Genomic DNA, 24545 nt, shown 5'->3' on the forward strand with positions numbered 1-24545 from the left:
TGATGTCGCGCCACACTTTATGTTATACGTGCGACTACCTGCGGGGCTAGTCTCGGGGGTGAGACAGGGCGCGGTTTATGCCACCAGCCCGGGAAGATGGATGGGTTTCGCGAGGGCTGCATCGGTGACCGGCTGCTGGCACACGAGTACCGGGGCACCTGACGTTTGGTGCACGAGCGGGGGAAGGCCTGCGAGCACGGCAGAAGGGTATGGCGGGGCACTCAGCCGAAAGAGGGGGCGGCCGTTGCTCCCCAGCAGCACGACAGCCTGCATATTGCCAGCCTGCGTGGTCACGACAGGAAACACGATGACGGCGTGTACCTCAGAAAAGCTGACTCGCTTTGCGCCTGGGAGGGGAATGCGCGAGCGCACCTCGGTGCTTTCAACGACGAGTGCCTGAGCGGGCCAGATGAGCGTGGCCACGCCAAAGAACACCGCGCCAATCGCGCCTACGGTGGCGCACACGGTGCCCGTGATGCTGCCAACGCCCACCGCGAAGCCAAGCCAGAGCACGCCGACGCTCATCACGGTCATGGCTAAGCCGAGAGCGACCATGATGAACACACGCTTGGGTGAGCTGCGATAAGAACCGGTGCGCAGCGGCGCTGCTTGTTCGAGACGCGGATCATTGAGATACGACAACAGCTGCATGCTTGGTATCGTACGGTTCGAGATGGGAAAGTGCTAAACGGCCGCGTCTCGCGGCATGCCACCAAGAAATGGTGCGGCATCGAGCCCTGGGCGCTTCGACTCGTTCATGCGCTTGCGAAACGACTCGTCAATGCTGCCAACGTACAGCCAACCGAGTAGCATCTCGCCGTCGTCGAGGCCGTGAGCCGCGCGTACCTCTGGTGCGTTGGCGAGCAGACCCGTGCGCCACATGACACCCCAGCCTGCCTGCCAGAGAGCGAGCTCGAGCAGGTGGCCCGCTCCTGCGGCCGTTGCGAGCTGCTCCCACTCGGGAACCTTCGGGTGCTCTTTGGGGCTCATGACGAGCGCGATAAGGAGCTCTGCGCGAAGTGGCTTGGTGTTCACTTCGCCCGGGTCGCGGTTTACGCCACCGGCAGCGTCGAGGGCCTCGCCGAGCCTGACCCGGTCGTCGCCTCGCAAGGTGATGAGTCGCCAGGGCCGCAGCGACTTGTGATCGGCGACTGGGGTGACCGCCGCGAGCAGCCTCGTGAGCTCTTCGTCGGTTGGCGCTTCGGGGCCAACCTTTGAAACGGAGCGCCTCTGGGCCATTGAGTTGAGCACCGGGTCATCGAAAAACTTCATGGCATCATTCTCGCAAGCGAGTCTGAACGAGGCAACGGTCGTCTTTAGTGCAATACGCTGTTCTGGTGCAAACAACCCGGGAGCGTGAGTGACGAACGAACACAGTGGTGAGGGGCCTCGCGCCGACAGGCTCTATTCGGCCCTGGTGAAGCGAAACCGCGAGACAGAGCAACTGCTCCCTCCCGAGGTGCAACGCCACATCGCGCCAAACGGGCTCAGGCAGGTGCTCGCGAACGCGCTCCAGTCATCGGGCGACCAGGCCGTCAATGCCTCGACCGTTTTGCCGTGGCTCTTTTCGGCTCTCGGTGTGCCGCCGGCGCTCACGGGACTACTGGTTCCCATACGTGAGTCTGGCTCGATGCTGCCGCAGGCGGCGCTCACCCCGCTCGTCGTGCGGGTGCGTTACCGCAAATGGATTCTCGTCGTGGGTGCCCTCATTCAGGCGCTCTCGGTCGCAGTCATGGCGGGCACGGCCGCGCTCGGCTCGGGGCTCACCGCTGGCTTAACGATCATCGTGGCCCTCGCCGTCTTCTCGTTTGGGCGGTGCCTCGCATCGATCGCCTCAAAAGACGTGCTCGGGCGCACCATTCCCAAGGGTGAACGCGGCCAGATCAACGGTCTCGCGACGACCGCGGCCGGGCTCGTTGCCATCACGCTCGGCCTCGCGATCCGCATTATTGGCGGCGAAGAGCTTGCGGCTGGCCAAATCGCGTGGCTGCTCGCTGCCGGCAGCGTGCTCTGGCTCGGGGTCGCTCTCGTCTACGCAGGCATTCGTGAACCCGCGGGCGAACCGGGCCAGCATCGCGAGGCAAAACCCGAGAGTGACTACGCCCACCACTGGTTTCGACAGATGCTCACGCTGCTCTCGAGCGACAAACTCTTTCGCCACTTTGTGACCGTTCGCGGGCTGCTGCTCGTCTCGGCGCTCAGCCCACCATTCGTGGTTTCGCTGTCGATTCAGAGCGGATCAGCCAGCCTTGCCGGCCTCGGCGGCTTCATCATCGCCTCTGGCGTTGCAGCGTTGCTCGGAGGCAGGGTGTTTGGCAAGCTCGCTGACCGGTCGAGTGGTCGTCTTATGAGTGTGGGCGCAGGAATCGCCTCTGGCATTATCATCGTGACGGTGATCGTAGTCTCGCTGCCGGGCTTTCACGCCGACGGTTTCTTTGGCAACCTGCTCTTCATCGCGGTGTACTTCATGATCACGCTCATGCACACCGGGGTGCGGGTTGCCAGGAAAACCTACGTGGTCGACATGGCCGAGGGCGACAAGCGCACCGCCTACGTTGCGGTATCGAACTCTGCCATGGGCGTCATCTTGCTCGCCGTCGGTGGGGTGAGCTCGGCGCTCGCCGCCGTGCACACGGTATGGGCGCTGCTCTTTTTGGCGTTGCTCGGGCTCGTTGGCGTTTTCGTTGGAGCGCGATTGCCGAAATAGCGGCTGACTCACTTCGTGGTACCCACAGGGTAGACACCTTGTCGCGACTGGAATACCGTGAAAGGTATGCAAACGTGGGTTGGTTGGGCGCTCTTCGGTGTTGGAGCCGTGTCGTTTATCTTCGCAGGGCTGCATTTTCTCACACTGCAGCGGGGTCGACTTATTTCGTACCGGCATCGCTCACCGCTGGTGCCGCGTTGGCTCTTGGCACTGTGTGGGCTGTCAATCGTGACCTACACGGCTGGTGCCGCCCTCGTTACGAAAGCAGACACCGTGTGGTGGTGGCTCTTTCACCTGGTTCTTTGTGTGTTCTTCCCGGTGTGGAGCACCCTATGGGCACATAACTTTCGTGTTCTTGAGCGGCTGGAAGCCCCGAAAGATTCATGACCGGGTCATGGTTCAGCGCGTAGCATGATGGGGTACCCGAGCAACAGGAGAGCACCGTGGCACCTTCACCCCTGATATCTGTCGACGAGCTGAGCGAGGCGTTGCGTGGGCCGAAGCCGCCCATGTTGCTCGATGTGCGCTGGTCGTTGCAGCAGCCAGACGGGAGCGAGGCCTATCGCGAGGGGCACTTGCCGGGCGCTGTATACGTGTCGCTTGATGACGAACTCTCAAACCTTGCAGGCGAGGCGACAGAAGGACGCCACCCGCTTCCAACGACCGAGGCGTTGCAAGCGGCTGCTCGCTCCTGGGGCTTGAACGATGGCGATGAGGTCGTCGTCTACGACGACGTTTCGGGGCCAGCTGCCGCACGTGCCTGGTGGCTTTTGCGCAGGAACGGCGTGCACACGGTTCGTGTGCTCGATGGCGGTCTGCAGGCCTGGATTACGGCTGGCGGCCGGCTCGAAGAAGGCGAGGTGCGCCCGCGTAGTGGTACGGTCACCCTCGTGCCGACTCCTGAGGCGGCCCCGGCGATCGATCGTGATGCGGTGCCAGGCTATGCTGCGAGCGGCCTGCTCGTTGACGTGCGTGCTCCAGAGCGTTTCTCGGGTGAATCAGAGCCGGTCGACCCCGTTGCTGGCCACATTGATGGTGCCGTGAATCTTCCCATGTCACGCCTGACCCGAGACGGTGGCATCGCCGAACCCGCGCTGGTTCGTGACGAGCTTGATCGTCTTGGCGTTCACCTTGACCGGGAGGTTGCCCTGTACTGCGGCAGCGGTGTGACCGCTGCGGGTGCGGCCCTGGCGCTCGAAGCGGCAGGCCTGCGCGCTGTCGTGTACCCAGCGTCGTGGTCGGGGTGGATCGCGCAGTGAACGACCTGCCCGTTCCCTCGAACCTTGCGGGAGAGCCCGAGCCAGATACCCCGGTGCCGCCCCTCGTGTTGCCGGGGTAGACCCGGCAACGGTTGGGCCGGTGCCCGATATCGACCGGCTTGTCATGTGTCACGGTGACGCTTGTGCTCCGAACACCCTCATCGATGATGCGGGCAACTTTCTCGCTCACGTCGATCTCGGTCGCGTTGGTGCGGCCGACCGCTGGGCAGATCTTGCGGTCCTGACCATGTCACTTGCCTGGAACTACCGCGATTACGATGAGAGTATCTTCTGGCGGGCCTACGGGGCCCAGCCAGACTGGACTCGCATCGATTTCTATCGCAGGCTCTGGGACGCGACCTGAGATGATTTGTTACTGGTGTTCCCTGCGAAAGACGAGCAGGGCGTCACGAACGAGGTCATGGGGGTAGCGATCCCACGCAATCTCGGTCCTGGTGACGGGGCTCAAATGCTGCGAGAGCAGCGCTGAGCAGTCATCAATGAGTGGGGTGAGTTTGTCGCCGCTCTTGAGATCGGCAACGTTCCACACGACGTACCCGCCCGGCGCGACGACGCGTGCACACTGAGCGGCCACGAGCTCGAGTTCTGTGAGGTAGCGCGCGTAGTCGCCCCCGTCTGCTTCATACGCGGTGAGCGGATCGGGCTCTGCGCCATGGGCCGCCATGTAGGGCGGTGAAGTGAGCACGAGAGCGATCCGCCCACCGACGAGATCCCGGGGAACGAGGCGAAGGAGCTCGCGTGCATCGCCCTCGATAGCCCTCGCATCTGGCCCGAGGTTCGCGAGCGCCTCGACACGCTCCGGTAGCAGCTCAATACCGAGCGCCGTGCGGCCGAGCTCGAGCGACCTGGTGAGTGTCGTGCCGAAACCAGCGAAGGGATCGAAGACGAGATCGCCGGGCTCTGAGAACGTTTTGAGCGCATAGTCGGTGACCGCTTGGTGCATGTGCACGTCTTCGTCTGCGTGCGCGGGACGGTGTGCGATGAACTGTTCATGCGTTACCGCGAGTCGTGTGTCGAAGGCGTTCGTGTGACTGGGTGCGATGGTTGAGGTCATCACCGGTGGGGTCATGCCCAGAAGTGTATCGAAGAGTCGGTGTAGTGGAGCTTGAGCCCGGGGGCGTTGGCGCGGCGGGTGAAATGCGCCAGAACCCCGAGATTTTTCTAGATCATAGAAATTCTGCGTTTCTTCACCCCCAAATTGTGCTCTCGGGGCTGTTTGTGGGGTGCAGAGTGAGAAGTACCCCGTTAGATCACCGAGGTCGTGATCAGGTCATCACTACAAAGGAGTCACCATGACTGCATTCCAGAACGACATCGAAGCCGTAGAGGCTCTGAAATCTGAGCAGGGTTCTGCTTGGGCAGAGATTAACCCCGAGTACGTTGCTCGAATGCGTGCGCAGAACCGTTTCAAGACCGGTCTTGAAATCGCCCAGTACACGGCCGACATCATGCGCCGCGACATGGCTGAGTACGATGCAGACTCATCGGTATACACGCAGTCGCTCGGCGTGTGGCACGGTTTCATTGGTCAGCAGAAGCTCATCTCGATTAAGAAGCACTTGAAAACGACGAACAAGCGTTACCTGTACCTCTCGGGGTGGATGGTCGCCGCAATGCGCTCAGAGTTCGGTCCGTTGCCCGACCAGTCGATGCACGAGAAGAACGCCGTTCCCTCGCTTATTGAAGAGCTGTACACCTTCCTGCGCCAGGCTGACGCCCGTGAGCTCGACCTGCTCTTTGAACAGCTCGACTCGGCTCGCCTCGCTGGCGATGAGACGACCGCTGAGTTTGTGCAGTCGCAAATCGACAACTTCGAAACGCACGTTGTGCCGATCATCGCCGACATTGACGCGGGCTTCGGCAACCCTGAGGCGACGTACCTGCTCGCGAAGAAGATGATCGAGGCGGGGGCCTGCGCGATCCAGATCGAAAACCAGGTTTCAGACGAGAAGCAGTGTGGCCACCAAGACGGCAAGGTCACGGTTCCTCACGAAGACTTCATTGCAAAGCTCAATGCCGTACGCTACGCGTTTCTTGAGCTCGGCATTGAAAACGGGATCATCGTGGCCCGCACCGACTCGCTCGGCGCGGGGCTCACGCAGAAGCTCGCCGTATCAAACGAGCCCGGTGACCTCGGTGACCAGTACAACTCGTACCTCGATGTCGAAGAGATCTCAGAGTCTCAGCTCGGCAACGGCGACGTCGTGATCAAGCGTGACGGCAAGCTGCTGCGCCCGAAGCGCCTCGCTTCGAACCTGTACCAGTTCCGTGCTGGAACGGGCGAAGACCGCGTCGTGCTTGACTGCATCACCTCGCTCAAGCACGGTGCCGACTTGCTGTGGATCGAGACCGAGAAACCGCACGTTGAGCAGATCGCTGGCATGGTTGACCGTATTCGCGAAACCGTGCCAAACGCAAAGCTGGTCTACAACAACAGCCCGTCGTTTAACTGGACCCTGAACTTCCGCCAGCAGGCATACGACGCCATGCTCGAAGGCGGCCAGGACGTTTCGGCCTACGATCGCGACCGCCTCATGAGTGTCGAGTACGACGAGACCGACCTCGCTCGTCTTGCCGACGAGAAGATTCGTACCTTCCAGCAAGACGGCTCGGCTCGCGCTGGCATCTTCCACCACCTCATCACCCTGCCGACCTACCACACGGCAGCGCTCTCGACCGACAACCTCGCGAAGGGCTACTTCGGTGACGAGGGTATGCTCACCTACGTTCGTGACGTGCAGCGTGAAGAGATTCGCCAGGGTATCGCGACGGTCAAGCACCAGAACATGGCCGGTAGCGATATCGGTGACCGTCACAAGGAGTACTTCGCGGGTGACGCGGCGCTCAAGGCCGGCGGTAAAGATAACACGATGAACCAGTTCGGCTAAACACCGCTGACTGACCTAAAAGAGGGCCTGGCTTTTCACGAAGCCAGGCCCTCTTACTGTGTGCAAACGCTTGAGCATGCCACCGCCATGCGCTCTGGGGCTATGCAAACCGTTCAAAAACCGTGAGACTGGAGACATGTACACGAGGGAGTTGGCCGAGGCCGCTATCGCGCACCTGCGAGAGCGGGGCTGGCAGTGTGAGCCTGTGAGCGTCTCAGAGACACCGCTGCCAGAGGTGCTCGAACACGCCTCAGACGAGCTCATCACTTGGGTCTCTACCTTCTCGTACCTCGCGTCTCCCGACGAGACGGTCTGGTTTTTGGCACGAGACGACTACGGGCCAGAAACCGACGACACCTTTAGCTGGGACGCCTTCGAGCGGCTGAGCATCAGGGAAGCCGTGTCTGAAGCTGAGCGGAAGGGCGTCACTGCCTTCTGGCGTGGTTACCTTCCGATTTTGCTCTCGGTTCGAGGTGGCTACGAGTACCTGGCGCTCGCCGCAGACGGCTCGGTCGTGCACGGCGAGGCTCCCGACTTTGAGGCAACGACCACGGTGGCCGAATCGCTGCACACGTTTCTCGGAGCCATTGCGGGCGAAACCGAGGGGCTTCCTGAAACCCAGACCCCGCTTTCTGAATCGTTTGAGCGGCTGCTCTTTGGGGTGGTCTCGCGCAGGTGACTCGCCCTGGGGCGTCAGGCCCGGTTCTCGGTGAGGTCAGTGCTCTGCCGACCGAAATGCTCTGCTCACGGCTCGTGCGAGAACGCCCAGTTGCATCCACAGGGCAAAGCGATAGAGCGGGCTCATGATGAAGCCCACGAGCGGTGCGGGTTTGCGCCCGGCGGGTCGTTCCCACGCGTGAGTGATCGTGAGCTGCGTTCCCGAAGCTGCGGGTTCGAGCGAGAAGCTGATGAGCCGGGCGTTACTCTTTGGCTTGTCGGGAAACTCGAAGCGCCAAGCGAGTGTGTGCTCAGGCTCATGCAGCACCCGGGTCGCCAGTTGCTTCTCGAAGCCGGCTTTCTGACGTATTGGTTTGCCGCTTGGCAGGGTGGTGAGTTGCGTTGTGATCCACTGCTGGGGCTGTGAAGGGCCATGCCTCGTGACGGGCGTGATGCTTGCGACGAGCTCCTGCCACCGCGGCAGATTCTCGGGCGCCTCGAGGAGTGCCCAGACCTCACTCGGTGGAGCGGGGATGAAGGCGGTTGCTCGACCACGCAGTTTGCGGGCCTCGATCGTGGTGCCGGTTGCTGGGCCGAGGCTGCTCGCCGCGTGTTCGAGGGTTTCAAGTACCGCCTCGGGTGAAGCATCGCAGCGCCGCATGATCGCGCTCGCCGAATGGTTATGCTCTGCGCAGAGCGTTGCGAGCACGGCGCCGGGGTAACCCGCTGGGTGCTTGGCGTCGGCGCCCTGCAGTGCCGCCAGTGCTTGGTCGTTCCACTCGTACCCGCCGGTTGAGTGGAAAACGATGGGGCCGGGAGTCTCGCTCGCTGTAACGCCGATCGAGGCGAGCTGAGCTGCCTGTTCTTGGGCGACCGCGTCACGCGCGGCCTCGAGGGTGACGCCGTTTGCGCGGAGCGCCTGGCCAGCGATGCCTTCGTCGACCGTAAGTGCGAGGAGTAGGTGCTCTATCGTCGCGGTGCGAAGCCCGACCCGCGAAGCTTCTTCCATCGCGGTGATCGAGAGGGCCTGCGATGCGGCGAGCATTCGTGTGAGGCGGCTCACGCGTTTCTCCGCGGCATCGGAATGCTCTGGTCAACCTTCTTCGCGTACTTCTTGTGTGCCGCCTGGCGGGTCACGCCGAGCGCCTCTGCGATGTCGGGCCAGCCCATGCCGTCGCGCAGGGCTGCCTCGACTTGCGCGAGTTCGAGGCGGTCGGTGAGGCTACGCAGGGCAGCGACGGCCCTGAGGCCATCACGTGGGTGCGTCGTGTCTGCCGCGGCTTCGGCAATGTGGGTTGCGTGCATGTTGTCAACCTACGTTGCTTGGCCGGGTTTTGTCAACTCTGGTTGCTCGGGCTAATCTGCCCTGAGCGCTTTCACCTCGGCCGCGAGGTTCGCCCTGGCGCGCCCCTCCCACAACTCATGCGCCGGAACTGTCGCGTAGATGCGCTCACGCTCAAGATAGGCGTCAAGAATGCGCGAGCGCCCCTCCCGAAATTGGTCTTCGGGTACGTGCGCGTACTCGCTGCGCACGGCCTCGCGATACTCGGTGTAGCGAGAGGTGGGAGCCGCGAAGATCGCGAGGTCGGCATCGAGCAGGTGCCGGGCACCCTCGTTCCCGGCAGCGCCTGCGCCGCCCGGTATCGTCTCGATCACGAGCTCGCCGACGAGCTTCGAAAGCTGCGGATCAAGGCCAGCCGAGTCGAGACGAGCGACCGCGAGGCCCGCTGAGTCCCGTTCATCACGGTTGCCGCGGCCCGTGTATACGGCATCGTGAAACCAGGCCGCGAGCAGCGTTTCGACCGCGATTGCTTCGCCACGAATTGAGAGCTGGTCGAGCGCGAGCAGCACGTCTTCGAGGTGCGTGAGCGTGTGGTAGGCGCGGTGAGGCTCGGCCCAGCGATCGATGAGTTCGTCGCCGAGCGAGAGCCAGCCCTCGATCTGCGGCGCTGATCCCTCGGCCGCGAGCAGGGTGGGCAGCCCACGCCACTCCTCGGCGAGGTAAGCGAGTCTTCGGGCCGGCCGCAGCGCCTCGCGGTCGCGTGACTTGACTCGAAGGCCCGAGCCGCGCAGCCGGTGCACGAGTTCGCGAGGGTCGACGGCAATAGCGCCCGCGGCAATGAGTGAGGCGTAGCGCGTCTCGGGAACGTCGTAATGATCGAGGTCGAAGCTGCGTCTCGCGAGCCCCGAAGCGCGAGCAAACTCGTGCAGTTCGGCGTAGCTCGAATCAGAGACCAGGTGGCTCCACAGCATGCCGTGGGCGGGCCAGAGCGGTGCGTCGATGAGTATGGCCATGGGGCCAACCCTACTCTGTGAAGGAGGCCACGCCAGCGCCGAAATCGGCCGTAAAGGGGTCAGCTCGCGATACGCTGTACCCAGATCAACCGCATGAAGGCCGCTGCGACCGCAGGCGGTATGCCGAGTAAGAAGGAGGGTGCGTGTACCTCAAGTCGCTCACCCTGAAGGGCTTCAAGTCGTTCGCGCAGCCCACGACCTTCGAGTTCGAGCCGGGGGTGACCGCGATCGTCGGCCCGAACGGCAGCGGCAAATCAAACGTCGTTGACGCCCTCGCCTGGGTCATGGGCGAGCAGGGTGCGAAGACGCTGCGCGGCGGCAAGATGGAAGACGTGATCTTTGCGGGCACCTCGACTCGTGGGCCGCTCGGCCGAGCCGAGGTGAAACTCACGATCGACAACAGCGACGGGGCGCTGCCCATCGAGTACGCCGAGGTGACGATTAGCCGCATTCTCTTTCGCAATGGCGCGAGTGAATATGCGATTAACGGCGAGGGGTGCCGCCTGCTCGACGTGCAAGAACTCCTGAGCGACTCCGGGCTGGGGCGCGAAATGCACGTCATCGTGGGGCAGGGGCAGCTCGACGCCGTGCTGCGTGCCACACCCGAAGACCGGCGCGGTTTCATCGAAGAAGCCGCCGGCATCTTGAAGCACCGCCGCCGCAAGGAGCGCACGCTGCGCAAGCTCGAGGCGATGGAGACGAACCTGACTCGGCTCAACGACCTCGCTGGCGAGATCCGCCGTCAGTTGAAGCCCCTCGGCCGTCAGGCAGAGGTCGCCCGCCAGGCCCAGCACATCGCTGCCGAGGCACGCGACGCGAAGTCGCGTTTGCTCGCCAACGAGGTCTTTCACCTGCGCGAAGAACTCAGCGAACTGACTAAGGATGACGCCGCGAGGCATTCAGAGCGCATTGTTTTGCAAGAGCAACTCGAACAGAAGACGCTCCGGGTGAAACGCATCGAGCAAGAGCAGCACGGCGATGATGTCGACACCGCGCGTCGCGTGACACTCGACCTTGAGCGCGTGCAACATCGGCTCCAGGGGCTCTACAGCCAGGTGCAGCAGCGCCTCACCTTTCTCGCAACGCAGGCCGATACCGGCGAGCAACTGCAGGGCGTCTCGCAGCAGGCGATCGAAGAGGCCAATGCAGAGGCAGAGCGCTTAGCGGCACTCATTCCCGATGCTGAGGCGGCCTCAACCGAGGCGCAGCAGGCCACACGTATCGCGGCGCAAGAGCTCGACGCTATCGACGAGCACATTGCTCAGCAGAGCGCGCTCGTGTCGCAGCACGATCTTGAACTCGCGGGGCTGCGCGGTCGTGTTGAGACGGCCAAACAGTCGCTCGAGACGCTCATGCGCGAGGCGGGGCGTCGGGGAGAAGCGCACGCGCAGGCCGAAGAACGGCTCACCGCCGCGCAGGCCGCCCTCGCCGAGTTCACCGAGGCGAGCGAGGCCGAAGCGCTGCCCGAAACCGAAGAGCTTGAGCGCTCCTATGCCGCCGAACGCGAGCGGCACGCGAGCTTTGAGCAGGCGCGCGATCAGGCGCGCGATGCCGTGCACGAACTCCAGCGCGAGCACTCCGCCCTGAGCGCGAAAATCTCGGCACTGCTGAGCGCAACCGAGGTGCGTGACGCGAGCGGGGCGCTCGAAGCATCGAGCCTCGGTCGCGTCTCTGATCACGTGCAGGTAGAGGCAGGGCACGAGGCCGCGGTGAACGCTGCGCTCGGCGTCTTTAGCGACGCGGTCCTGGTCGCCGACTCTGAGGGGGCCCAACACATCATTGAGCAGGCTCGCGACGGCGCGCTCGGCAGGCTCGGCGTCGTCATCGCGAGCGCCGCCGTCGAGCCTGGGCCCGCGATCGATGGGCTCGTGCGCGTGGCCGACGTCGTCACTGCACCCGACGGCGTGCTCGGGGTACTCGGCGCGAGCTATATCGCGAGCGATCTCGCTGCGGCTATTGCCAGCGAGGCGAAGCTTCAAGACGCCCTTGGCGGCGGATCGTACACCCTGGTCACGCCCGAGGGCGACGTGCTGACTCCACACACCATGTCTGGCGGTGCCGGCGAATCACCCTCGCGTCTCGAGCTCATCGCCGAGCGTGACCGGGCGACCGAGCAGCTCGAAGCGCACGAGGCGACGCTCGAGAAGGCGCGGGTCACCCTCGAAGAGCGTGTGCGGCAGGCGAAGACCTCTCAGGAGCGGGTCGACACGCTCTTCCAGACTTTGCGAACCGCCGACGCGACCCTCGCCGAGGCCAGAGCCAAAGAGCGTCAGCTCGTTGCGCAACACGAGGCGGCCGCGTCAGAGCTCGCTCGCGTTGCCGAGGGGCGCGAGGCGACGACGACCGCGATCCGCGAGGCCGAGGCTCGGGTGGTAGAAGCCGAGCGGCTCTACGAAAAGGCGAGCACGAAGCCCCGGCCCATTCTCGACGCGAGCTCGCGAGACGAGGCCGCGGCGTTTGTCGAGAAGAAGCGCGACGAAGAGGTCGAGCTGAGGCTCACGCTTGAGACTGCGAGAGAGCGGGCCCGCGCGCAGGCCACGAGCCGCGACGCGCTCATCGCCCAGCACGAGCGCGAGCAGCGAGCGGCCGAGGAGGCCGCGAGGCGAGCCGTGCTTCGTGCGAGGCAGGTTGCCGAGGCCGAGCGCGTTTCGGCGCTGCTACCAGCGATCACCGCAGCGTGCGACCGCTCGCTCGCCGAGGCCCGCGTGAAGCAGCAAGAGGCCGAGGCGCTGCGTGCGAAGCAGAGCCAGGAGCTCACCCTGCTCCGCTCTGAAGAGGCGGGGCTGCGTGCGAGGCTGCAGAAGCTCACCGAAAGCGCGCACTCCTCTGAGCTGAGGCTTTACGAGCGCAAACTGCACCTCTCGAGCCTGCTTGAGCGGGCCGGGCAAGAGCTGGGCCTCGTCGAAGAGGTGCTCATTGCCGAGTATGGCCCCGACGTGCCGATTCCCGTCGCGACCACAGACGATGCCGAGCCGCAGACCATCGCCTTCGACGTTGCCGAGCAAGAGGCCAGGTTGCGCAAGGCCGAGCGGGCACTCGCCGAGCTTGGGCGCATTAACCCCCTCGCGCTTGAGGAGTTTGCGGCGCTCGAGCAGCGGCACAGCTTCTTGAGCGAGCAACTCACAGACCTGCAAAAAACTCGCGCCGACCTCGTGTCGATCATTGAAGAGCTCGACTCGAAAATGGAGGGCATTTTTGTCGAGGCCTTTAACGATACGAAGAACGCGTTCGGCGAGATTTTCCCGATTCTCTTTCCCGGCGGATCGGGCGACATCTCTCTCACCGACCCCGAGAACATGCTCGAGACCGGCATCGACGTCGCCGTTCGTCCCGCGGGCAAGAACATCGAGAGGCTCTCGCTGCTCTCGGGAGGCGAGCGGTCGCTCGCGGCGGTGGCCTGGCTCATTGCCATTTTTCACGCGCGACCCAGCCCCTTCTACATCATGGACGAGGTCGAGGCGGCACTGGACGACGCCAACCTCGGGCGCCTGCTGCAGGCCTTTGAGACCCTGCGTGAGCACTCGCAACTCATTGTCATCACACACCAGAAGCGCACGATGGAAATTGCCGATGCGCTCTATGGCGTCTCGATGCGCCAGGACGGAGTTTCGGCCGTGATTGGTCAGCGGGTCGGCAAAGAAGAGACCGGCGCCGAAGCGGGGCTATGAGCCACGGTTCGAGGTGTTCTCGAGCATCTCGGTGAGGGCAACCCACGTCTCATCAAGGTCAGCGTCGTGGGCAAACCTGCCCGTGAGTTCCAGGGCCACGAGGCCGTGCGCTGCCGCCCAAGCGACGCGCGCTTTCGGGTGCTCTGACGTGCTTTCTCCGAAGTAGGCAAGAATCGCCGACATCGCCTGCTCTTCAACTCCGTCTTCGAGAAGGTCGTGGTCGAGCGGGCGCGACATCATGAGCTGGTAGAGCGCGGGGCGTTCGTGTGCCCATTGCCGGTAGAGCCTGGCAAACCTCGCGAGGGGCGTCTCGCCCTCGAGTGCTGCTTCGGTAAACGCCTCTGCGAGGTACCTGAAGCCGCGTGAGATGAGTGCGTGCTCGAGGTCGGCAGCGCTCGAAAAGTGTTTGTACAGGCTGGGGGTCTTGATGTTTGCTGCCCTCGCGAGCACCCCGAGCCCGAAGGCGTCTGGCCCGAGCTCTTCAAGGAGCGGTTCTGCGAGATTAAGCAGCGCTTCACGTCGAGTGGTCATGCCCCTACTGTACGCCGCGCGCTGACTGGGTATGCTGACCGCCACGGGTAGCCAGGAGTGGGGGCCTTCTTCGCTACAATGAGGGCATGAGTCAAGAGAAGTCGTGGTCGTTCGGCAGTGCCTTTCGTAACCTGTTCGGTGGTGGGACGCCCAAAGATGTTCCGCAGCCCATCACCGATGAAACCTGGGACGACATTGAGACGGCGCTTATTACCGCCGACTTTGGCCCCGAAATCGCTGAGGGCATTATTGACGACCTGCGTGCTGACGCCAAACGTCTGCACATCGACGACGCACGAGAACTCCGCAGCGTGATGCGTGACGCGATCGAAGAGCGCCTCGCAAAGTTTGACCCGACGCTCTCGCTCAAGAATCGCCCCGCGGTTATTCTCGTGGTGGGCGTCAACGGAGTGGGCAAGACGACGACCATCGGCAAGGTCGCGAACTACCTGCGCTCGTTCGATAAGCGTGTGATCTTGGGAGCTGCCGACACGTTCCGTGCTGCGGCTGTTGAGCAACTGGGCACCTGGGCCGAGCGCTCTGGCGCCGACATCGTGAAGCCTGAGCAGCAGGGGCAAGACCCCGCATCGGTCGCGTTCCAGACGGTGCAGCGAGCCATCGAGGGCAACTACGATGTTGCGATCATCGACACGGCAGGTCGTCTGCAGACGAAATCAGGGCTTATGGATGAGCTCGGCAAGATTCGCCGGGTCATCGAGAAGCAGGCAGACATCGCCGAGGTGCTCCTCGTGCTCGACGCGACCACCGGTCAAAACGGTCTCGCTCAGGCCGAGGCGTTTCTCGAGGTCGCTGGCGTGACTGGTCTGGTATTGACGAAGCTTGACGGCAGCGCCCGCGGTGGCTTCGTACTGGCCGTGCAGCAGGAGACGGGCCTGCCCATCAAGCTGGTGGGTCAGGGAGAGGGCATGGGTGACCTGACCGGCTTCACTCCGCACGTCTTCGCGGCGCAGCTCGTCGGCTAGCGACACGCCCGGCCGTTGCTCGCGAGGCCCCTGCTGGAGCTGGTTTTGCCGAAACCTCCCACGCTTCGGTGGCCAGTCGGGGTCGAAATGGGGGCTTTGGCTAATAAGCTTAGCTTTTGGCGAACCCGCGTGACTTTCTGGCTAAAAGAGAGTAAACCTAAGAGGTGAAGCGGGAAAGGCCCGTCACAACGGAGTCCCGCGAAAGGCGCCCGGAATTCAAGGGTGCACACCTTCGAAAGGGGATCCCTACTATGCAACACCTCACAGTGCTTGGTACCGGCGTGCTTGGCTCGCAGATTATCTTTCAGGCGGCCTATTCAGGCAAAGACGTCGTGGCCTACGACATCTCTGACGAGATTCTCGCGAAGCTGCCCGAGCGTTGGGAATACCTGAAGCCGCTCTACCTCCGCGATCTTCCCGACGCCACCACTGAAAAGCTCGACGCTGCCGTCGCTCGCATTCGCGCTTCATCAGACCTGGGCGACGCGCTCAAAGACGCAGACATCGTAATTGAGGCCGTTCCCGAGCGCCTCGACATCAAGCAGCAGACGTGGGAGAAGGTCGGCGAACTCGCTCCCGAAAAGACCATTTTCTGCACCAACTCTTCGACTCTCTTGCCGAGTGACATCGCCAAGTTCACCGGTCGCCCCGCACAGTTTCTTGCGCTGCACTTCGCCAACGAGGTATGGATCAACAACACGGGCGAGGTCATGGGCCACGCCGATACCGACCCCAAGGCATTCGAAGCCGTCGCGGTATTCGCTGAAGAGATCGGCATGGTGCCGATCCGCATTCATAAGGAACAGCCGGGCTACGTGCTCAACTCGCTCCTCGTTCCGTTCTTGAGCGCTGCCGGCCAGCTGCTCGTGCGTGGTGTTGCAACCCCCGAAGACATCGACAATACGTGGAAGATCGCAACGAAGTCACCCCTCGGCCCCTTCGAGATTTATGACGTCGTCGGCATGATGACTCCCTACATGCTGAACAAAGACAGCGACAACCCCGTCATGCGCGAATTCGCTGAGATGATCAAGCGCGATTACATCGACAAGGGCTACCTTGGTAAGGGTTCCGGTCGCGGGTTCTACACCTACGAGTAGTCACTCACCGTAACGAAACAGCCCCGGCGCACACTGCTCGCCGGGGCTGTTTGCGTTTGCGGCAACCGAAGCGCCCGACCTCGGGTAGAATCGAGACCATCATGGCTACTTTTGGAAACCTGTCACAGCGGCTGACCGATACGTTTAAAAACCTTCGCACGAAGGGAAAGCTCTCGGCGAGTGACGTTGACGGTACCGTTCGCGAGATTCGACGCGCGCTGCTCGAGGCTGACGTCGCGCTCGACGTGGTGAAGAGCTTCACCCAGAAGGTACGCGAACGTGCGCTCAGTGACGAGGTCAACCGTGCGCTGAACCCCGCCCAGCAGGTTGTTCAGATCGTGAACGAAGAGCTCATCGAGATTCTCGGTGGCGAGCAGCGCAGGCTGCAGTTCGCGAAGAACCCACCAACCATCATCATGCTTGCGGGCCTGCAGGGTGCCGGTAAGACGACGCTCGCGGGCAAGCTCGCCAAGTGGCTTAAGGGGCAGGGACACCAGCCGCTGCTCGTCGCCTGTGACCTGCAGCGCCCGAACGCCGTGACCCAGCTCAAGGTTGTTGGTGAACAGGCAGGCGCTGCCGTGTACGCGCCGCACCCGGGCAACACCGGGGTAGAGACCGACGAGATTGTTGGCAACCCCGTCAAGGTCGCCAAAGAGGGCGTTGAAGAAGCCAAACGTAAGCAGCACGACTTCGTGATCATCGATACCGCCGGCCGCCTCGGCGTCGACGAGGTGCTCATGCAGCAGGCCGGCGATATTCGCCGCGCGACGAACCCCGACGAGGTGCTCTTCGTCATCGACGCGATGATCGGTCAAGACGCCGTGACCACGGCCAACGCCTTCCAGGAGGGCGTTGACTTCACTGGCGTTGTGCTCACGAAGCTCGACGGTGATGCCCGCGGTGGTGCGGCGCTGTCGATCAGGCAGATGACCGGTCGCCCGATCCTCTTCGCCTCAACGGGCGAGGGCCTCGACGACTTCGAACAGTTTCACCCAGACCGTATGGCGAGCCGTATTCTCGACCTCGGCGATATTCTCACGCTCATCGAGCAGGCCCAGCATGCCTTCGACGAAGACGAAGCACGCAAGATGGCCGAGAAGATCCAGAAGGATCAGTTCACACTCGACGACTTCCTGGGGCAGCTGCAGCAGCTTCGTGGTGCCGGCTCCCTCAAGAAGATGGTCGGCATGCTGCCCGGCATGGGCAAGATGAAAGACCAGCTCGACAACTTCGACGAGCGCGAAATCGTGCACACCGAGGCCATCATCCAGTCGATGACCAAGGCCGAGCGCGACAACCCGAAGCTGCTCAACGGCTCACGCCGCCTGCGCATCGCCAAGGGATCGGGCCGTACCGTGACCGAGGTGAACCAGCTCGTGCAGCGCTTCGAGCAGGCCGCGAAGATGATGAAGACGGTCGCTAAGGGCGGCGTTCCACAGATTCCAGGCATGGGGCCCGTTCCCGGCATGGGGGGCATGGGTGGCCGCAAGAAGCAGCAAAAGGGCAAGAAGAAGGGCGCATCGCGCTCGGGTAACCCGGCAAAGCGGGCTCAAGAGGCGACCCAGAAGCAGACTGGTGCAGTGAGCTCGAGCGGATCAAGCTTCGGCGGTGGCCAGGCGGCCCAGGCGCCGAAGCAGTCTGATCTTGATGACATTCAGCAAATGTTGAAGGGCACCAAGCGCTAGCCACGTGCCCACCATGTGAGTAGAGCGCGCGCGAGCGCGAGAAAGAGGCGCACATGACGAACTGGTACAGGGTAGGGCGTGACATGCTCGCTCGCGATATCTGGACTGAGGTTCCGCTCGATTGGAGTGAGCCCGACGGTGAGCAGATTCGCATTTTTGCTCGCGAGTTCGCCGACCCCGCGAGGCTGCAGGCGGGACTCGATGACGTTCCGACGATTGTCTACCTTCAGGGTGGGCCCGGTGGCAAGGGTGCTCGGCCACTCGCCCGTGATCCGTTTCTCACGGCCGCGCTCAAACGATTTCGTGTTGTGCTGCCAGACCAGCGCGGCACGGGGCGCTCGACCCCTGCCTTAGGCAGCGAATATGCGAAGCTTGACGCTGAGGCCGCAGCAAAGCGTCTTTCGCTCATGCGGGCTGACTCGATCATTCAAGACTTCGAGGCGCTGCGCAAGCAACACTTCGGTGGCAAACCATGGTGGACCATGGGGCAGAGCTACGGCGGCTTCTTGACCCTGCACTACCTCTCGGTCGCGCCAGAGGCTGTCGTCGCGAGTGCGATCACGGGTGGGCTGCCCAGTATCGATGCCGACCCCGATGAGGTGTACCGCCGAACCTTCCCTCGTACGCTCGCCAAAAACGAGCAGTTCTTTGCCCGTTTCCCGCACCTGCAGGCCCGCGTCGACCGCATTGCCGACCTGCTTGAGCGCGACGAGGTGCTCATGCCGGGCGGTGACCGTCTCACCGTCGAGCGTTTTCAGACCCTCGGGCAGAGCTTCGGCGTCGAGATCGGCTTCGACCGCGTGCACTGGTTGCTCGACGAGGCGTTCGCAGACGAGGCCGAAACGGTGCTCAGCGAAACCTTCGTGAACGAGGTGTTCATCGCGACAGGTTACGCCTCGAACCCGCTCTACATGGTGCTGCAAGAGAGCATCTACGGTGCTGGCCCCACGAACTGGTCGGCCGAGCGCGAGCGCGCCCTGCACCCTGAGTTCGACCCCGCCGCGAGACCGCTTCGCTTTACCGGAGAGATGACGTTCCCGTGGATGGCAGAGCAGTTCGCCGAGTTGCACCCCTTCGCTGAAGGCTGGCGTCTGCTCGCAAGCCGGGCCTGGCCCATCGAGCTCTACGACCACGAACGCCTCGCTGAGAACGAGGTGCCCATCGAGGCCGCCGTGTACTACGACGATATGTTCGTCGACGCCCAGCTCTCGCTCGACACCGCAAGCCGCGTCAAGAACCTGCACGCCTGGGTGACGAACGAGTACGAGCATGACGGCGTGCGCATGGGCGACGTCGTTGAGCGGCTTTTCACGGCTCTCGAGATGCGCCTCGCCTCTCGCGGCTTTTAGTGCGACGTATGCGCGCCCCGAGTTGCTGCGCGCAGCCCGTGTCCCGCTACGTGCTTCGCCCAGCAACCATTGCATGATTTTAGAGCGATTTTGGCCTCAAAACCTGCTTTTGGGGCTTAAGATCAGGCAATAGTTAGCCGCGGGCACGAGCACTGGCACGGGCAAAGGTGCGGGCGTGGATCGGCGAGAGCTAGTCTCGGGGCGCGGGCCGGCTGCGGCCCAGATCCACGAATTCTGTGCGTGTAGCGTCACGATCGCGTGGCGGTGCTCATGAAAACCCCTGGTCACGCAATACATTGCTTTTTGGTGCTGTTGTGTGCCAAAATTGACGAGGCTTGCGCGACTACCGCGCCTTGTCTCAAGACATCAAGATTTTGGAGAAATTCATGGCTGTAAAGATTCGCCTGAAGCGCATGGGCAAGATCCGTGCACCGCACTACCGCGTTGTTGTCGCTGACTCACGCACCAAGCGTGACGGCCGCGCGATCGAAGAGATCGGTCAGTACCACCCGACCGAGAACCCCTCGGTCATCAAGATCGACTCAGAGCGTGCACAGTACTGGCTCTCGGTTGGCGCACAGCCTACCGAGCAGGTAGCTGCTCTGCTCAAGCTCACGGGCGACTGGGCAAAGTTCACCGGCGAGGGTGACACCGAGTCGAAGGTACAGGTTGCTGGCGACAAGGAAGAGTTCGTCGCTGACACCTCGAAGAAGTCGGTTATCAAGCCAAAGGCTGAGAAGCCTGCCGAGGCTCCCGCTGAAGAGGCTCCTGCCGCTGAGGCCGCAGCTGAAGAAGCACCTGCCGCTGAGGCAGCTGAAGAGAGCGCAGAGTAGTCTTGTCGGCGGTTCAGACCGATGCGGTGCTTGAGCACCTGATTCAGGGAATCGTTGATCACCCTGCAGATGTCAAGATCAGCACCCGTGAGACCGCTCGTGGCGACATTCTCGAGGTTCGTGTGAACCCCGAAGATCTCGGCCGGGTCATTGGTCGAAGCGGCCGCACCGCGCAGTCACTGCGCACCGTTGTTGGTGCGCTCGTGCAAGATCGCCGCGTGCGCATCGACGTTGTTGACACTGATAACGAAGATTCCGTTGGCTGATCCGCGTTCACGTCAAGAGGCTCCCCGACCCGATCTGGGTTCGGGGGGCCTTCGTGTCGGTCGACTCTCGAAGCCACACGGGCTCAAAGGCGGCGTCAAGCTCGAACTGTTCACCGATAACCCAGAGCTGCGTTTCGTGCCGGGGGCGGTGTTTCACTTGCAGGTGCCCGAAGAGTCTCCCTGGTTCGCAAAGACCATCACGATGCGCGAGCTGCGTTGGTACAACGACATGCCCGTCGGCTTCTTCGCAGAGCTTCCCGACCGCACCGCGGTCGAGGGCGCAGTGCGGGCGATTTTGTGGATCGATGAGGCCGCGGTTGAAGCTGGTAGCGAAGACAACGCCTGGTACGACCAGCAACTCGTTGGCATGGCGGTCAAACGCGATGGCGAGGTCATCGGCGAGGTTCGTGAGGTTCAGCACATGCCTGCCCACGACCTGCTGCTCGTGAAAACGACCGCGGGTGCTTCGGTGCTCGTGCCGTTCGTTGAAGCAATCGTTCCCGATGTCGATGTCGAGGCTCGCGTTGTGACGGTGACGCCGCCGCTCGGGCTCTTTGAAGAGCTGCCTGAGCAAGAAGCTGATGTCGAGGGGCCTACCTCATGAGAATTGATGCGGTCAGCATCTTTCCTGAATACTTTGACGTGCTCGGCATCTCCTTGCTCGGCAAAGCGAGCGAGCGCGGCATCATTACCTTTGAAGCTCACAATCTTCGTGACGTGACGACCGACCGCCACCACACGGTCGATGGTAAGCCGGCCGGCGGTGGTGCAGGCATGGTGATGCAGGCAGAGCCGTGGGCGCTCACGCTTGACCCGCTCATCGAAAAGAGCGATGATCCGCTCATCATTTTCCCGTCGCCAGCGGGCGACGTGTTTACGCAGGCGATGGCTCGAGAGCTCGCACGCGAAGACCACCTTATTTTTGGCTGCGGCCGATATGAGGGCATCGATCAGCGTGTCTTCGATGAGTATGGAGAGCGTGCACGGGTTCGTCTCGTGAGCATCGGCGACTACGTGCTCAACGGGGGAGAGGTGGCCTCGATCGCGATGATTGAGGCGATCGCCAGGCTCATCCCGGGCGTCGTGGGAAACCCCGAGAGTCTCGTCGAAGAGTCGCACGAGAGCGGTCTGCTTGAGTACCCGAGCTATACGGCGCCTGCCGAGTGGCGGGGGCGCGAGATTCCGCCAGTGCTCTTGAGCGGTGACCACGCGAAGGTGGCTGCATGGCGTCACGAGCAGCAAATTGAGCGCACGAAGCGTGTGCGGCCCGACCTGCTGAGCGACGACGAATAGACTGCCGCGTCGGCTGGCGTGGGAGCCTCCGAGTGTGGCATAATAGGCGTTTGTGTCATGGTGCACGCTGCCGCAAGGGTTTGCACAACGCATGACGCCAAATACTTTTTCACTTTAATCACAGCGTTTCGACTTGCGGCGGGCGCAGAGAGATACAGATGCAGAAGCTTGACTTCATTGATGCAGCATCGCTGAAGAGCGACATTCCCGAGTTCCGTGCTGGCGACACCGTCAAGGTGCACGTCAACATTGTCGAGGGTAACCGTTCACGTGTGCAGGTCTTCCAGGGCCTCGTTATCGGCCGTCAGGGCGATGGCGTTCGCGAGACCTTCACCGTTCGCAAGATCAGCTTTCAGGTAGGCGTCGAGCGTACGTTCCCCGTTCACTCACCCGCGATCGACAAGATCGAGGTTGTGAGCCGTGGTGACGTGCGTCGTGCGAAGCTCTACTACCTCCGCGGTCTCACCGGTAAGAAGGCGAAGATCAAAGAGAAGCGCGAAAACTAAGCGCTACAGCATGAATGGGCTCCGGGATTTTCTCGGGGCCCATTTTGTTTGTCTCAAACGTATGCGGGCTGGCCAACCCGAGAATATTCAGAGCAAACCGAGACCGGGCGGCGAGTAAGCTCGGGTGGGTACAGAGAAAGACGAGGCAAGAATGGCACAGCGCGCAGAAGAAACGATCTCTGGCACCGCGAAGGTGTTCAGGTTCTTTCGAGATCTTCTCGTCATCGTCATTATCGCCTTCGTCGCCTCATACGCGCTCAAGACGTTCTTGGTTCGCGCCTTCTACATTCCCTCTGGCTCGATGAAAGAGACTCTGCAGGTCAATGACCGCATTCTGGTGAACCAGCTCGTGCCGAACGTGCAAAAGGTTGACCGGGGCGACATCGTCGTGTTTCGCGACCCGGGCGGGTGGGTCTACCCACAGGCGATGCCAGAGGCGAACGGTTTTCAGAAAGTATTGCAGCAGATCGGCCTCGCCGCTGAGGTCACTGACGAGTACGTCGTGAAGCGCGTGATTGGTGTTGGCGGCGACCACGTCGAGTGCTGCGATATGAACGGCCTCATGATGATTAACGGTGTGCCGATTCGCGAGCCGTACGTGGTCATGCCCGAGGGGGCAACGCGTGTCTCTGAGATTGATTTTGACGTCACGGTGCCCGAGGGGTCGGTCTGGGTGATGGGCGACAACCGGTATGCCTCGAAAGATTCGCGGTACAACCAAGACCAGCCGGGCAAGGGCTTCGTGAGTGAAGACGAGATCGTCGGGCGGGCCTTCCTGCTCAACTGGCCGCTCAACCGCTTCGGGTTGCTCGATAGCTACTCTGACGTGTTTGCCGGGCTCGACGATGCGCAACAGAGCGACGGGGAGCCGCAAGAAAGCGGCGATGATGCTCAGCGCAACGAAGACGACGAAAAGCCCAAGGAGCAGTAGGGGTGCGGGCGCTTGCACCTGACCCCGCGAAAGACCCGACGCTCGTGTTTGAGCACGAGCAGCTTGAGCGCTACCCCGATTACCTTGGCGTGATCGGCCTCGACGAAGCAGGGCGAGGCGCAATCGCCGGGCCTGTCTCGGTCGGCGCGCACGTCGTTCAGCGCGGCACGACCTCGTTTCCCGAGGGGCTACGCGACTCGAAACTGCTGAGCGAGGCGAGGCGGGAGTGGATCTTTCCAACGGTGCTCGAATGGGGCATCGGGGCTGTTGGCTACGGTCAGCCGGGTGATATCGACGAGCACGGCATCACCGCGATGCTCGGTAGGGCGGGCCGTGATGCGTTACTCTCGGTGCACGAGCAGGGCATCGATGTGCGCAAGTGCCTCATCGTGGTCGACGGCTCGCACGACTGGCTCTCTGAAGCTCTCCTGCAACCGCTGCACGTGGTGACTCGCGTTGGCGCTGACCGGCAACACGCGAGCGTCGCTGCGGCTTCGCTGAGAGCTAAGGTCGAGCGTGATCGTCTTATGCTTGCGGCACACGAGTCGCTGCCGCACTACGCGTGGAACAAAAACAAGGGCTATGGCGCCGCAGCGCACTACGACGGCATCAGGCAGCACGGCCTTACCTCGCAGCACCGGGCAAGCTGGATCAACCCGGCGACCATCGAGCGCGCGGTACACTAAAGACCGTGCTCAACGAAACGCTTAACGCCTCGGCGCCCATTGGGGTGTTCGATTCTGGGGTCGGCGGCCTGACGGTGGCGCGAGCTATTCGCGACCTGTTGCCGCACGAGTCACTCATTTACGTTGCCGACACGGCTCACACCCCGTACGGCCCGCGGCCCATTGCCGAGGTTCGTGAGCTCGCCCTGAGGGTGCTTGACGACCTGGTAGCCCGAGGCGTGAAGATGCTCGTGATCGCCTGCAACACCGCCTCAGCAGCGGTGCTGCGCGACGCCTACGAGCGCTACGACGTGCCCGTTGTCGAGGTTATCGCCCCGACGGTGCGTAGCGCGCTCGCGATCACCAAGACCGGCATGGTGGGGCTCATCGGCACCGAAGGAACGATTACCTCGCGCGTGTACGACGATCTCTTTACCGTGCGCCCCGATGTGACGTTGAGCTCAGTCGCGTGCCCGCGTTTTGTCGAACTCGTTGAGGCGGGAAAGACCTCTGGCGAAGAGGTCGTGCAGGTCGCAACTGAGTACCTCGCGCCACTCATCGGCGAAGACATCGACACGCTCGTGCTGGGCTGCACCCACTACCCGTTTTTGCGCGGAGCAATTCGTCAGGTGGTGGGCCCCCGCGTCACGCTCGTCTCGAGCGACATCGAAACCGCTAACCAGGTCTACGAAGTACTGAGCGACCTGCACCTCAACGCACCCGAGAGCGACCACGATCCCGTCGTGAGTTTCGAGGGTACCGGGTCAGAGTCGGCGGTGCAGCGAGAGCTTGCCAACCGAATGCTCGGTGTGAGCATTCCGAACATCATGAGACAACACACGAAGCAACTGACAGCCCCAAGTGCCACCCCCGCGCTCGAGGCTCTGCCGCTCGAAAAGGAGTAACAC

26 protein-coding genes are annotated in these 24545 nt (G+C 62.7%); 19 read left to right on the plus strand and 7 right to left on the minus strand.

Annotation, left to right across the window (positions count from 1 at the left end):
* Positions 1 to 75 precede the first annotated feature (75 nt).
* Both KTJ78_RS08885 and KTJ78_RS08890 read right to left on the minus strand, forming a co-directional pair.
* Complete coding sequence (locus tag KTJ78_RS08885) at positions 76 to 651, minus strand: hypothetical protein (protein WP_217134704.1); 576 nt, start codon at positions 649 to 651, stop codon at positions 76 to 78.
* Positions 652 to 684: 33 nt separating this feature from the next.
* The gene (locus KTJ78_RS08890) at positions 685 to 1272 is read right to left on the minus strand and encodes a nitroreductase family protein (protein WP_217134706.1); all 588 of its coding nucleotides are present in this window, start codon (positions 1270 to 1272) and stop codon (positions 685 to 687) included.
* An 88-nt stretch (positions 1273 to 1360) separates the two neighbouring features.
* Between KTJ78_RS08890 and KTJ78_RS08895 the strand changes: the two genes are divergently transcribed.
* From KTJ78_RS08895 to KTJ78_RS13945, 4 genes are all read left to right on the plus strand, one after another.
* Positions 1361 to 2707, plus strand: coding sequence for an MFS transporter (locus KTJ78_RS08895; RefSeq protein WP_217134708.1), 1347 nt, complete (start codon positions 1361 to 1363; stop codon positions 2705 to 2707).
* Positions 2708 to 2773: 66 nt separating this feature from the next.
* Positions 2774 to 3094: a hypothetical protein gene (locus KTJ78_RS08900; protein WP_217134716.1), complete on the plus strand. Its 321-nt coding sequence runs from the start codon at positions 2774 to 2776 to the stop codon at positions 3092 to 3094.
* Positions 3095 to 3150: 56 nt separating this feature from the next.
* Positions 3151 to 3966: a sulfurtransferase gene (locus KTJ78_RS08905; protein WP_217134718.1), complete on the plus strand. Its 816-nt coding sequence runs from the start codon at positions 3151 to 3153 to the stop codon at positions 3964 to 3966.
* 100 nt (positions 3967 to 4066) lie between these two features.
* Complete coding sequence (locus KTJ78_RS13945; protein WP_369808046.1) at positions 4067 to 4330, plus strand: phosphotransferase; 264 nt, start codon at positions 4067 to 4069, stop codon at positions 4328 to 4330.
* A 9-nt stretch (positions 4331 to 4339) separates the two neighbouring features.
* On the opposite strand, the gene KTJ78_RS08915 is transcribed toward KTJ78_RS13945, so the two are convergent.
* Positions 4340 to 5056, minus strand: a complete 717-nt coding sequence (locus tag KTJ78_RS08915; protein WP_254259502.1) for a DNA methyltransferase — start codon at positions 5054 to 5056, stop codon at positions 4340 to 4342.
* Positions 5057 to 5279: 223 nt separating this feature from the next.
* Between KTJ78_RS08915 and KTJ78_RS08920 the strand changes: the two genes are divergently transcribed.
* Together KTJ78_RS08920 and KTJ78_RS08925 are read left to right on the plus strand one after the other, a co-directional pair.
* On the plus strand, positions 5280 to 6875 hold the full coding sequence (locus KTJ78_RS08920) for an isocitrate lyase (protein ID WP_217134720.1): 1596 nt from the start codon (positions 5280 to 5282) through the stop codon (positions 6873 to 6875).
* Between the two features lie 136 nt (positions 6876 to 7011).
* Positions 7012 to 7554: a hypothetical protein gene (locus tag KTJ78_RS08925; protein WP_217134721.1), complete on the plus strand. Its 543-nt coding sequence runs from the start codon at positions 7012 to 7014 to the stop codon at positions 7552 to 7554.
* Between the two features lie 36 nt (positions 7555 to 7590).
* Here KTJ78_RS08925 and KTJ78_RS08930 read toward each other — a convergent pair whose 3' ends face one another.
* From KTJ78_RS08930 to KTJ78_RS08940, 3 genes are read right to left on the minus strand one after another with little or no spacing between them, the layout of a single operon-like run.
* The gene (locus KTJ78_RS08930; RefSeq protein WP_217134728.1) at positions 7591 to 8595 is read right to left on the minus strand and encodes an SRPBCC family protein; all 1005 of its coding nucleotides are present in this window, start codon (positions 8593 to 8595) and stop codon (positions 7591 to 7593) included.
* Positions 8592 to 8837: a hypothetical protein gene (locus tag KTJ78_RS08935; RefSeq protein ID WP_217134731.1), complete on the minus strand. Its 246-nt coding sequence runs from the start codon at positions 8835 to 8837 to the stop codon at positions 8592 to 8594. Before KTJ78_RS08935 ends, KTJ78_RS08930 begins: the two co-directional genes overlap by 4 nt.
* Positions 8838 to 8888: 51 nt before the next feature.
* Positions 8889 to 9827, minus strand: coding sequence for a DUF4031 domain-containing protein (locus KTJ78_RS08940; RefSeq protein WP_217134733.1), 939 nt, complete (start codon positions 9825 to 9827; stop codon positions 8889 to 8891).
* A gap of 143 nt (positions 9828 to 9970) precedes the next feature.
* Here KTJ78_RS08940 and smc point away from each other — a divergent pair, with 143 nt between their 5' ends.
* Positions 9971 to 13495: a chromosome segregation protein SMC gene (gene smc / locus KTJ78_RS08945; protein ID WP_217134740.1), complete on the plus strand. Its 3525-nt coding sequence runs from the start codon at positions 9971 to 9973 to the stop codon at positions 13493 to 13495.
* On the opposite strand, the gene KTJ78_RS08950 is transcribed toward smc, so the two are convergent.
* Positions 13490 to 14026, minus strand: a complete 537-nt coding sequence (locus KTJ78_RS08950; RefSeq protein WP_217134742.1) for a TetR/AcrR family transcriptional regulator — start codon at positions 14024 to 14026, stop codon at positions 13490 to 13492. The two genes, smc and KTJ78_RS08950, sit on opposite strands and share 6 nt — an antisense overlap.
* 86 nt (positions 14027 to 14112) lie before the next feature.
* On the opposite strand from KTJ78_RS08950, the gene ftsY reads away from it, so the two are divergent.
* From ftsY to murI, 12 genes are all read left to right on the plus strand, one after another.
* Positions 14113 to 15009: a signal recognition particle-docking protein FtsY gene (gene ftsY / locus KTJ78_RS08955; protein ID WP_217134745.1), complete on the plus strand. Its 897-nt coding sequence runs from the start codon at positions 14113 to 14115 to the stop codon at positions 15007 to 15009.
* 251 nt (positions 15010 to 15260) lie between these two features.
* On the plus strand, positions 15261 to 16109 hold the full coding sequence (locus KTJ78_RS08960) for a 3-hydroxyacyl-CoA dehydrogenase (RefSeq protein ID WP_217134747.1): 849 nt from the start codon (positions 15261 to 15263) through the stop codon (positions 16107 to 16109).
* 101 nt (positions 16110 to 16210) lie between these two features.
* Positions 16211 to 17794 (plus strand): signal recognition particle protein, encoded by a 1584-nt coding sequence (gene ffh / locus KTJ78_RS08965; RefSeq protein ID WP_217134750.1) that lies wholly within the window; start codon positions 16211 to 16213, stop codon positions 17792 to 17794.
* Between the two features lie 53 nt (positions 17795 to 17847).
* Positions 17848 to 19143 carry an alpha/beta fold hydrolase gene (locus KTJ78_RS08970; protein WP_217134752.1) on the plus strand — a complete coding sequence of 432 codons (1296 nt, stop codon included), beginning with the start codon at positions 17848 to 17850 and terminating at the stop codon, positions 19141 to 19143.
* A 386-nt stretch (positions 19144 to 19529) separates the two neighbouring features.
* Positions 19530 to 19976: a 30S ribosomal protein S16 gene (gene rpsP, locus KTJ78_RS08975; RefSeq protein ID WP_217134754.1), complete on the plus strand. Its 447-nt coding sequence runs from the start codon at positions 19530 to 19532 to the stop codon at positions 19974 to 19976.
* Between the two features lie 26 nt (positions 19977 to 20002).
* Positions 20003 to 20242, plus strand: a complete 240-nt coding sequence (locus KTJ78_RS08980) for an RNA-binding protein (RefSeq protein WP_369808047.1) — start codon at positions 20003 to 20005, stop codon at positions 20240 to 20242.
* On the plus strand, positions 20235 to 20846 hold the full coding sequence (gene rimM, locus KTJ78_RS08985) for a ribosome maturation factor RimM (protein ID WP_217134759.1): 612 nt from the start codon (positions 20235 to 20237) through the stop codon (positions 20844 to 20846). Before KTJ78_RS08980 ends, rimM begins: the two co-directional genes overlap by 8 nt.
* Entirely contained in the window at positions 20843 to 21535 is a 693-nt protein-coding gene (gene trmD, locus KTJ78_RS08990; RefSeq protein WP_217134761.1) for a tRNA (guanosine(37)-N1)-methyltransferase TrmD, read from the plus strand. The genes rimM and trmD overlap by 4 nt, the downstream gene beginning before the upstream one ends.
* A 158-nt stretch (positions 21536 to 21693) precedes the next feature.
* Entirely contained in the window at positions 21694 to 22041 is a 348-nt protein-coding gene (gene rplS / locus KTJ78_RS08995; protein WP_217134762.1) for a 50S ribosomal protein L19, read from the plus strand.
* A 151-nt stretch (positions 22042 to 22192) separates the two neighbouring features.
* Entirely contained in the window at positions 22193 to 22972 is a 780-nt protein-coding gene (gene lepB / locus KTJ78_RS09000; protein ID WP_217134764.1) for a signal peptidase I, read from the plus strand.
* Positions 22973 to 22974: 2 nt separating this feature from the next.
* Positions 22975 to 23658 carry a ribonuclease HII gene (gene rnhB / locus KTJ78_RS09005; protein ID WP_217134766.1) on the plus strand — a complete coding sequence of 228 codons (684 nt, stop codon included), beginning with the start codon at positions 22975 to 22977 and terminating at the stop codon, positions 23656 to 23658.
* A 5-nt stretch (positions 23659 to 23663) separates the two neighbouring features.
* Entirely contained in the window at positions 23664 to 24542 is an 879-nt protein-coding gene (gene murI / locus KTJ78_RS09010) for a glutamate racemase (protein WP_217134768.1), read from the plus strand.
* Positions 24543 to 24545 lie beyond the last annotated feature (3 nt).

Origin of the sequence: Leucobacter chinensis, from assembly GCF_019049105.1 — a bacterium.
Classification (GTDB): domain Bacteria; phylum Actinomycetota; class Actinomycetes; order Actinomycetales; family Microbacteriaceae; genus Leucobacter_A; species Leucobacter_A chinensis.

What these genes read in the sequence shown, in the direction of transcription:
- KTJ78_RS08885 (WP_217134704.1), bottom strand. Translation starts at nt 651, where the DNA reads ATGCAGCTGTTGTCGTATCTCAATGATCCGCGTCTCGAACAAGCAGCG.
- KTJ78_RS08890 (WP_217134706.1), bottom strand. Translation starts at nt 1,272, where the DNA reads ATGAAGTTTTTCGATGACCCGGTGCTCAACTCAATGGCCCAGAGGCGC.
- KTJ78_RS08900 (WP_217134716.1), top strand. Translation starts at nt 2,774, where the DNA reads ATGCAAACGTGGGTTGGTTGGGCGCTCTTCGGTGTTGGAGCCGTGTCG.
- KTJ78_RS08915 (WP_254259502.1), bottom strand. Translation starts at nt 5,056, where the DNA reads ATGACCCCACCGGTGATGACCTCAACCATCGCACCCAGTCACACGAAC.
- KTJ78_RS08920 (WP_217134720.1), top strand. Translation starts at nt 5,280, where the DNA reads ATGACTGCATTCCAGAACGACATCGAAGCCGTAGAGGCTCTGAAATCT.
- KTJ78_RS08925 (WP_217134721.1), top strand. Translation starts at nt 7,012, where the DNA reads ATGTACACGAGGGAGTTGGCCGAGGCCGCTATCGCGCACCTGCGAGAG.
- KTJ78_RS08935 (WP_217134731.1), bottom strand. Translation starts at nt 8,837, where the DNA reads ATGCACGCAACCCACATTGCCGAAGCCGCGGCAGACACGACGCACCCA.
- KTJ78_RS08940 (WP_217134733.1), bottom strand. Translation starts at nt 9,827, where the DNA reads ATGGCCATACTCATCGACGCACCGCTCTGGCCCGCCCACGGCATGCTG.
- KTJ78_RS08950 (WP_217134742.1), bottom strand. Translation starts at nt 14,026, where the DNA reads ATGACCACTCGACGTGAAGCGCTGCTTAATCTCGCAGAACCGCTCCTT.
- ftsY (WP_217134745.1), top strand. Translation starts at nt 14,113, where the DNA reads ATGAGTCAAGAGAAGTCGTGGTCGTTCGGCAGTGCCTTTCGTAACCTG.
- KTJ78_RS08960 (WP_217134747.1), top strand. Translation starts at nt 15,261, where the DNA reads ATGCAACACCTCACAGTGCTTGGTACCGGCGTGCTTGGCTCGCAGATT.
- ffh (WP_217134750.1), top strand. Translation starts at nt 16,211, where the DNA reads ATGGCTACTTTTGGAAACCTGTCACAGCGGCTGACCGATACGTTTAAA.
- KTJ78_RS08970 (WP_217134752.1), top strand. Translation starts at nt 17,848, where the DNA reads ATGACGAACTGGTACAGGGTAGGGCGTGACATGCTCGCTCGCGATATC.
- rpsP (WP_217134754.1), top strand. Translation starts at nt 19,530, where the DNA reads ATGGCTGTAAAGATTCGCCTGAAGCGCATGGGCAAGATCCGTGCACCG.
- trmD (WP_217134761.1), top strand. Translation starts at nt 20,843, where the DNA reads ATGAGAATTGATGCGGTCAGCATCTTTCCTGAATACTTTGACGTGCTC.
- rplS (WP_217134762.1), top strand. Translation starts at nt 21,694, where the DNA reads ATGCAGAAGCTTGACTTCATTGATGCAGCATCGCTGAAGAGCGACATT.
- lepB (WP_217134764.1), top strand. Translation starts at nt 22,193, where the DNA reads ATGGCACAGCGCGCAGAAGAAACGATCTCTGGCACCGCGAAGGTGTTC.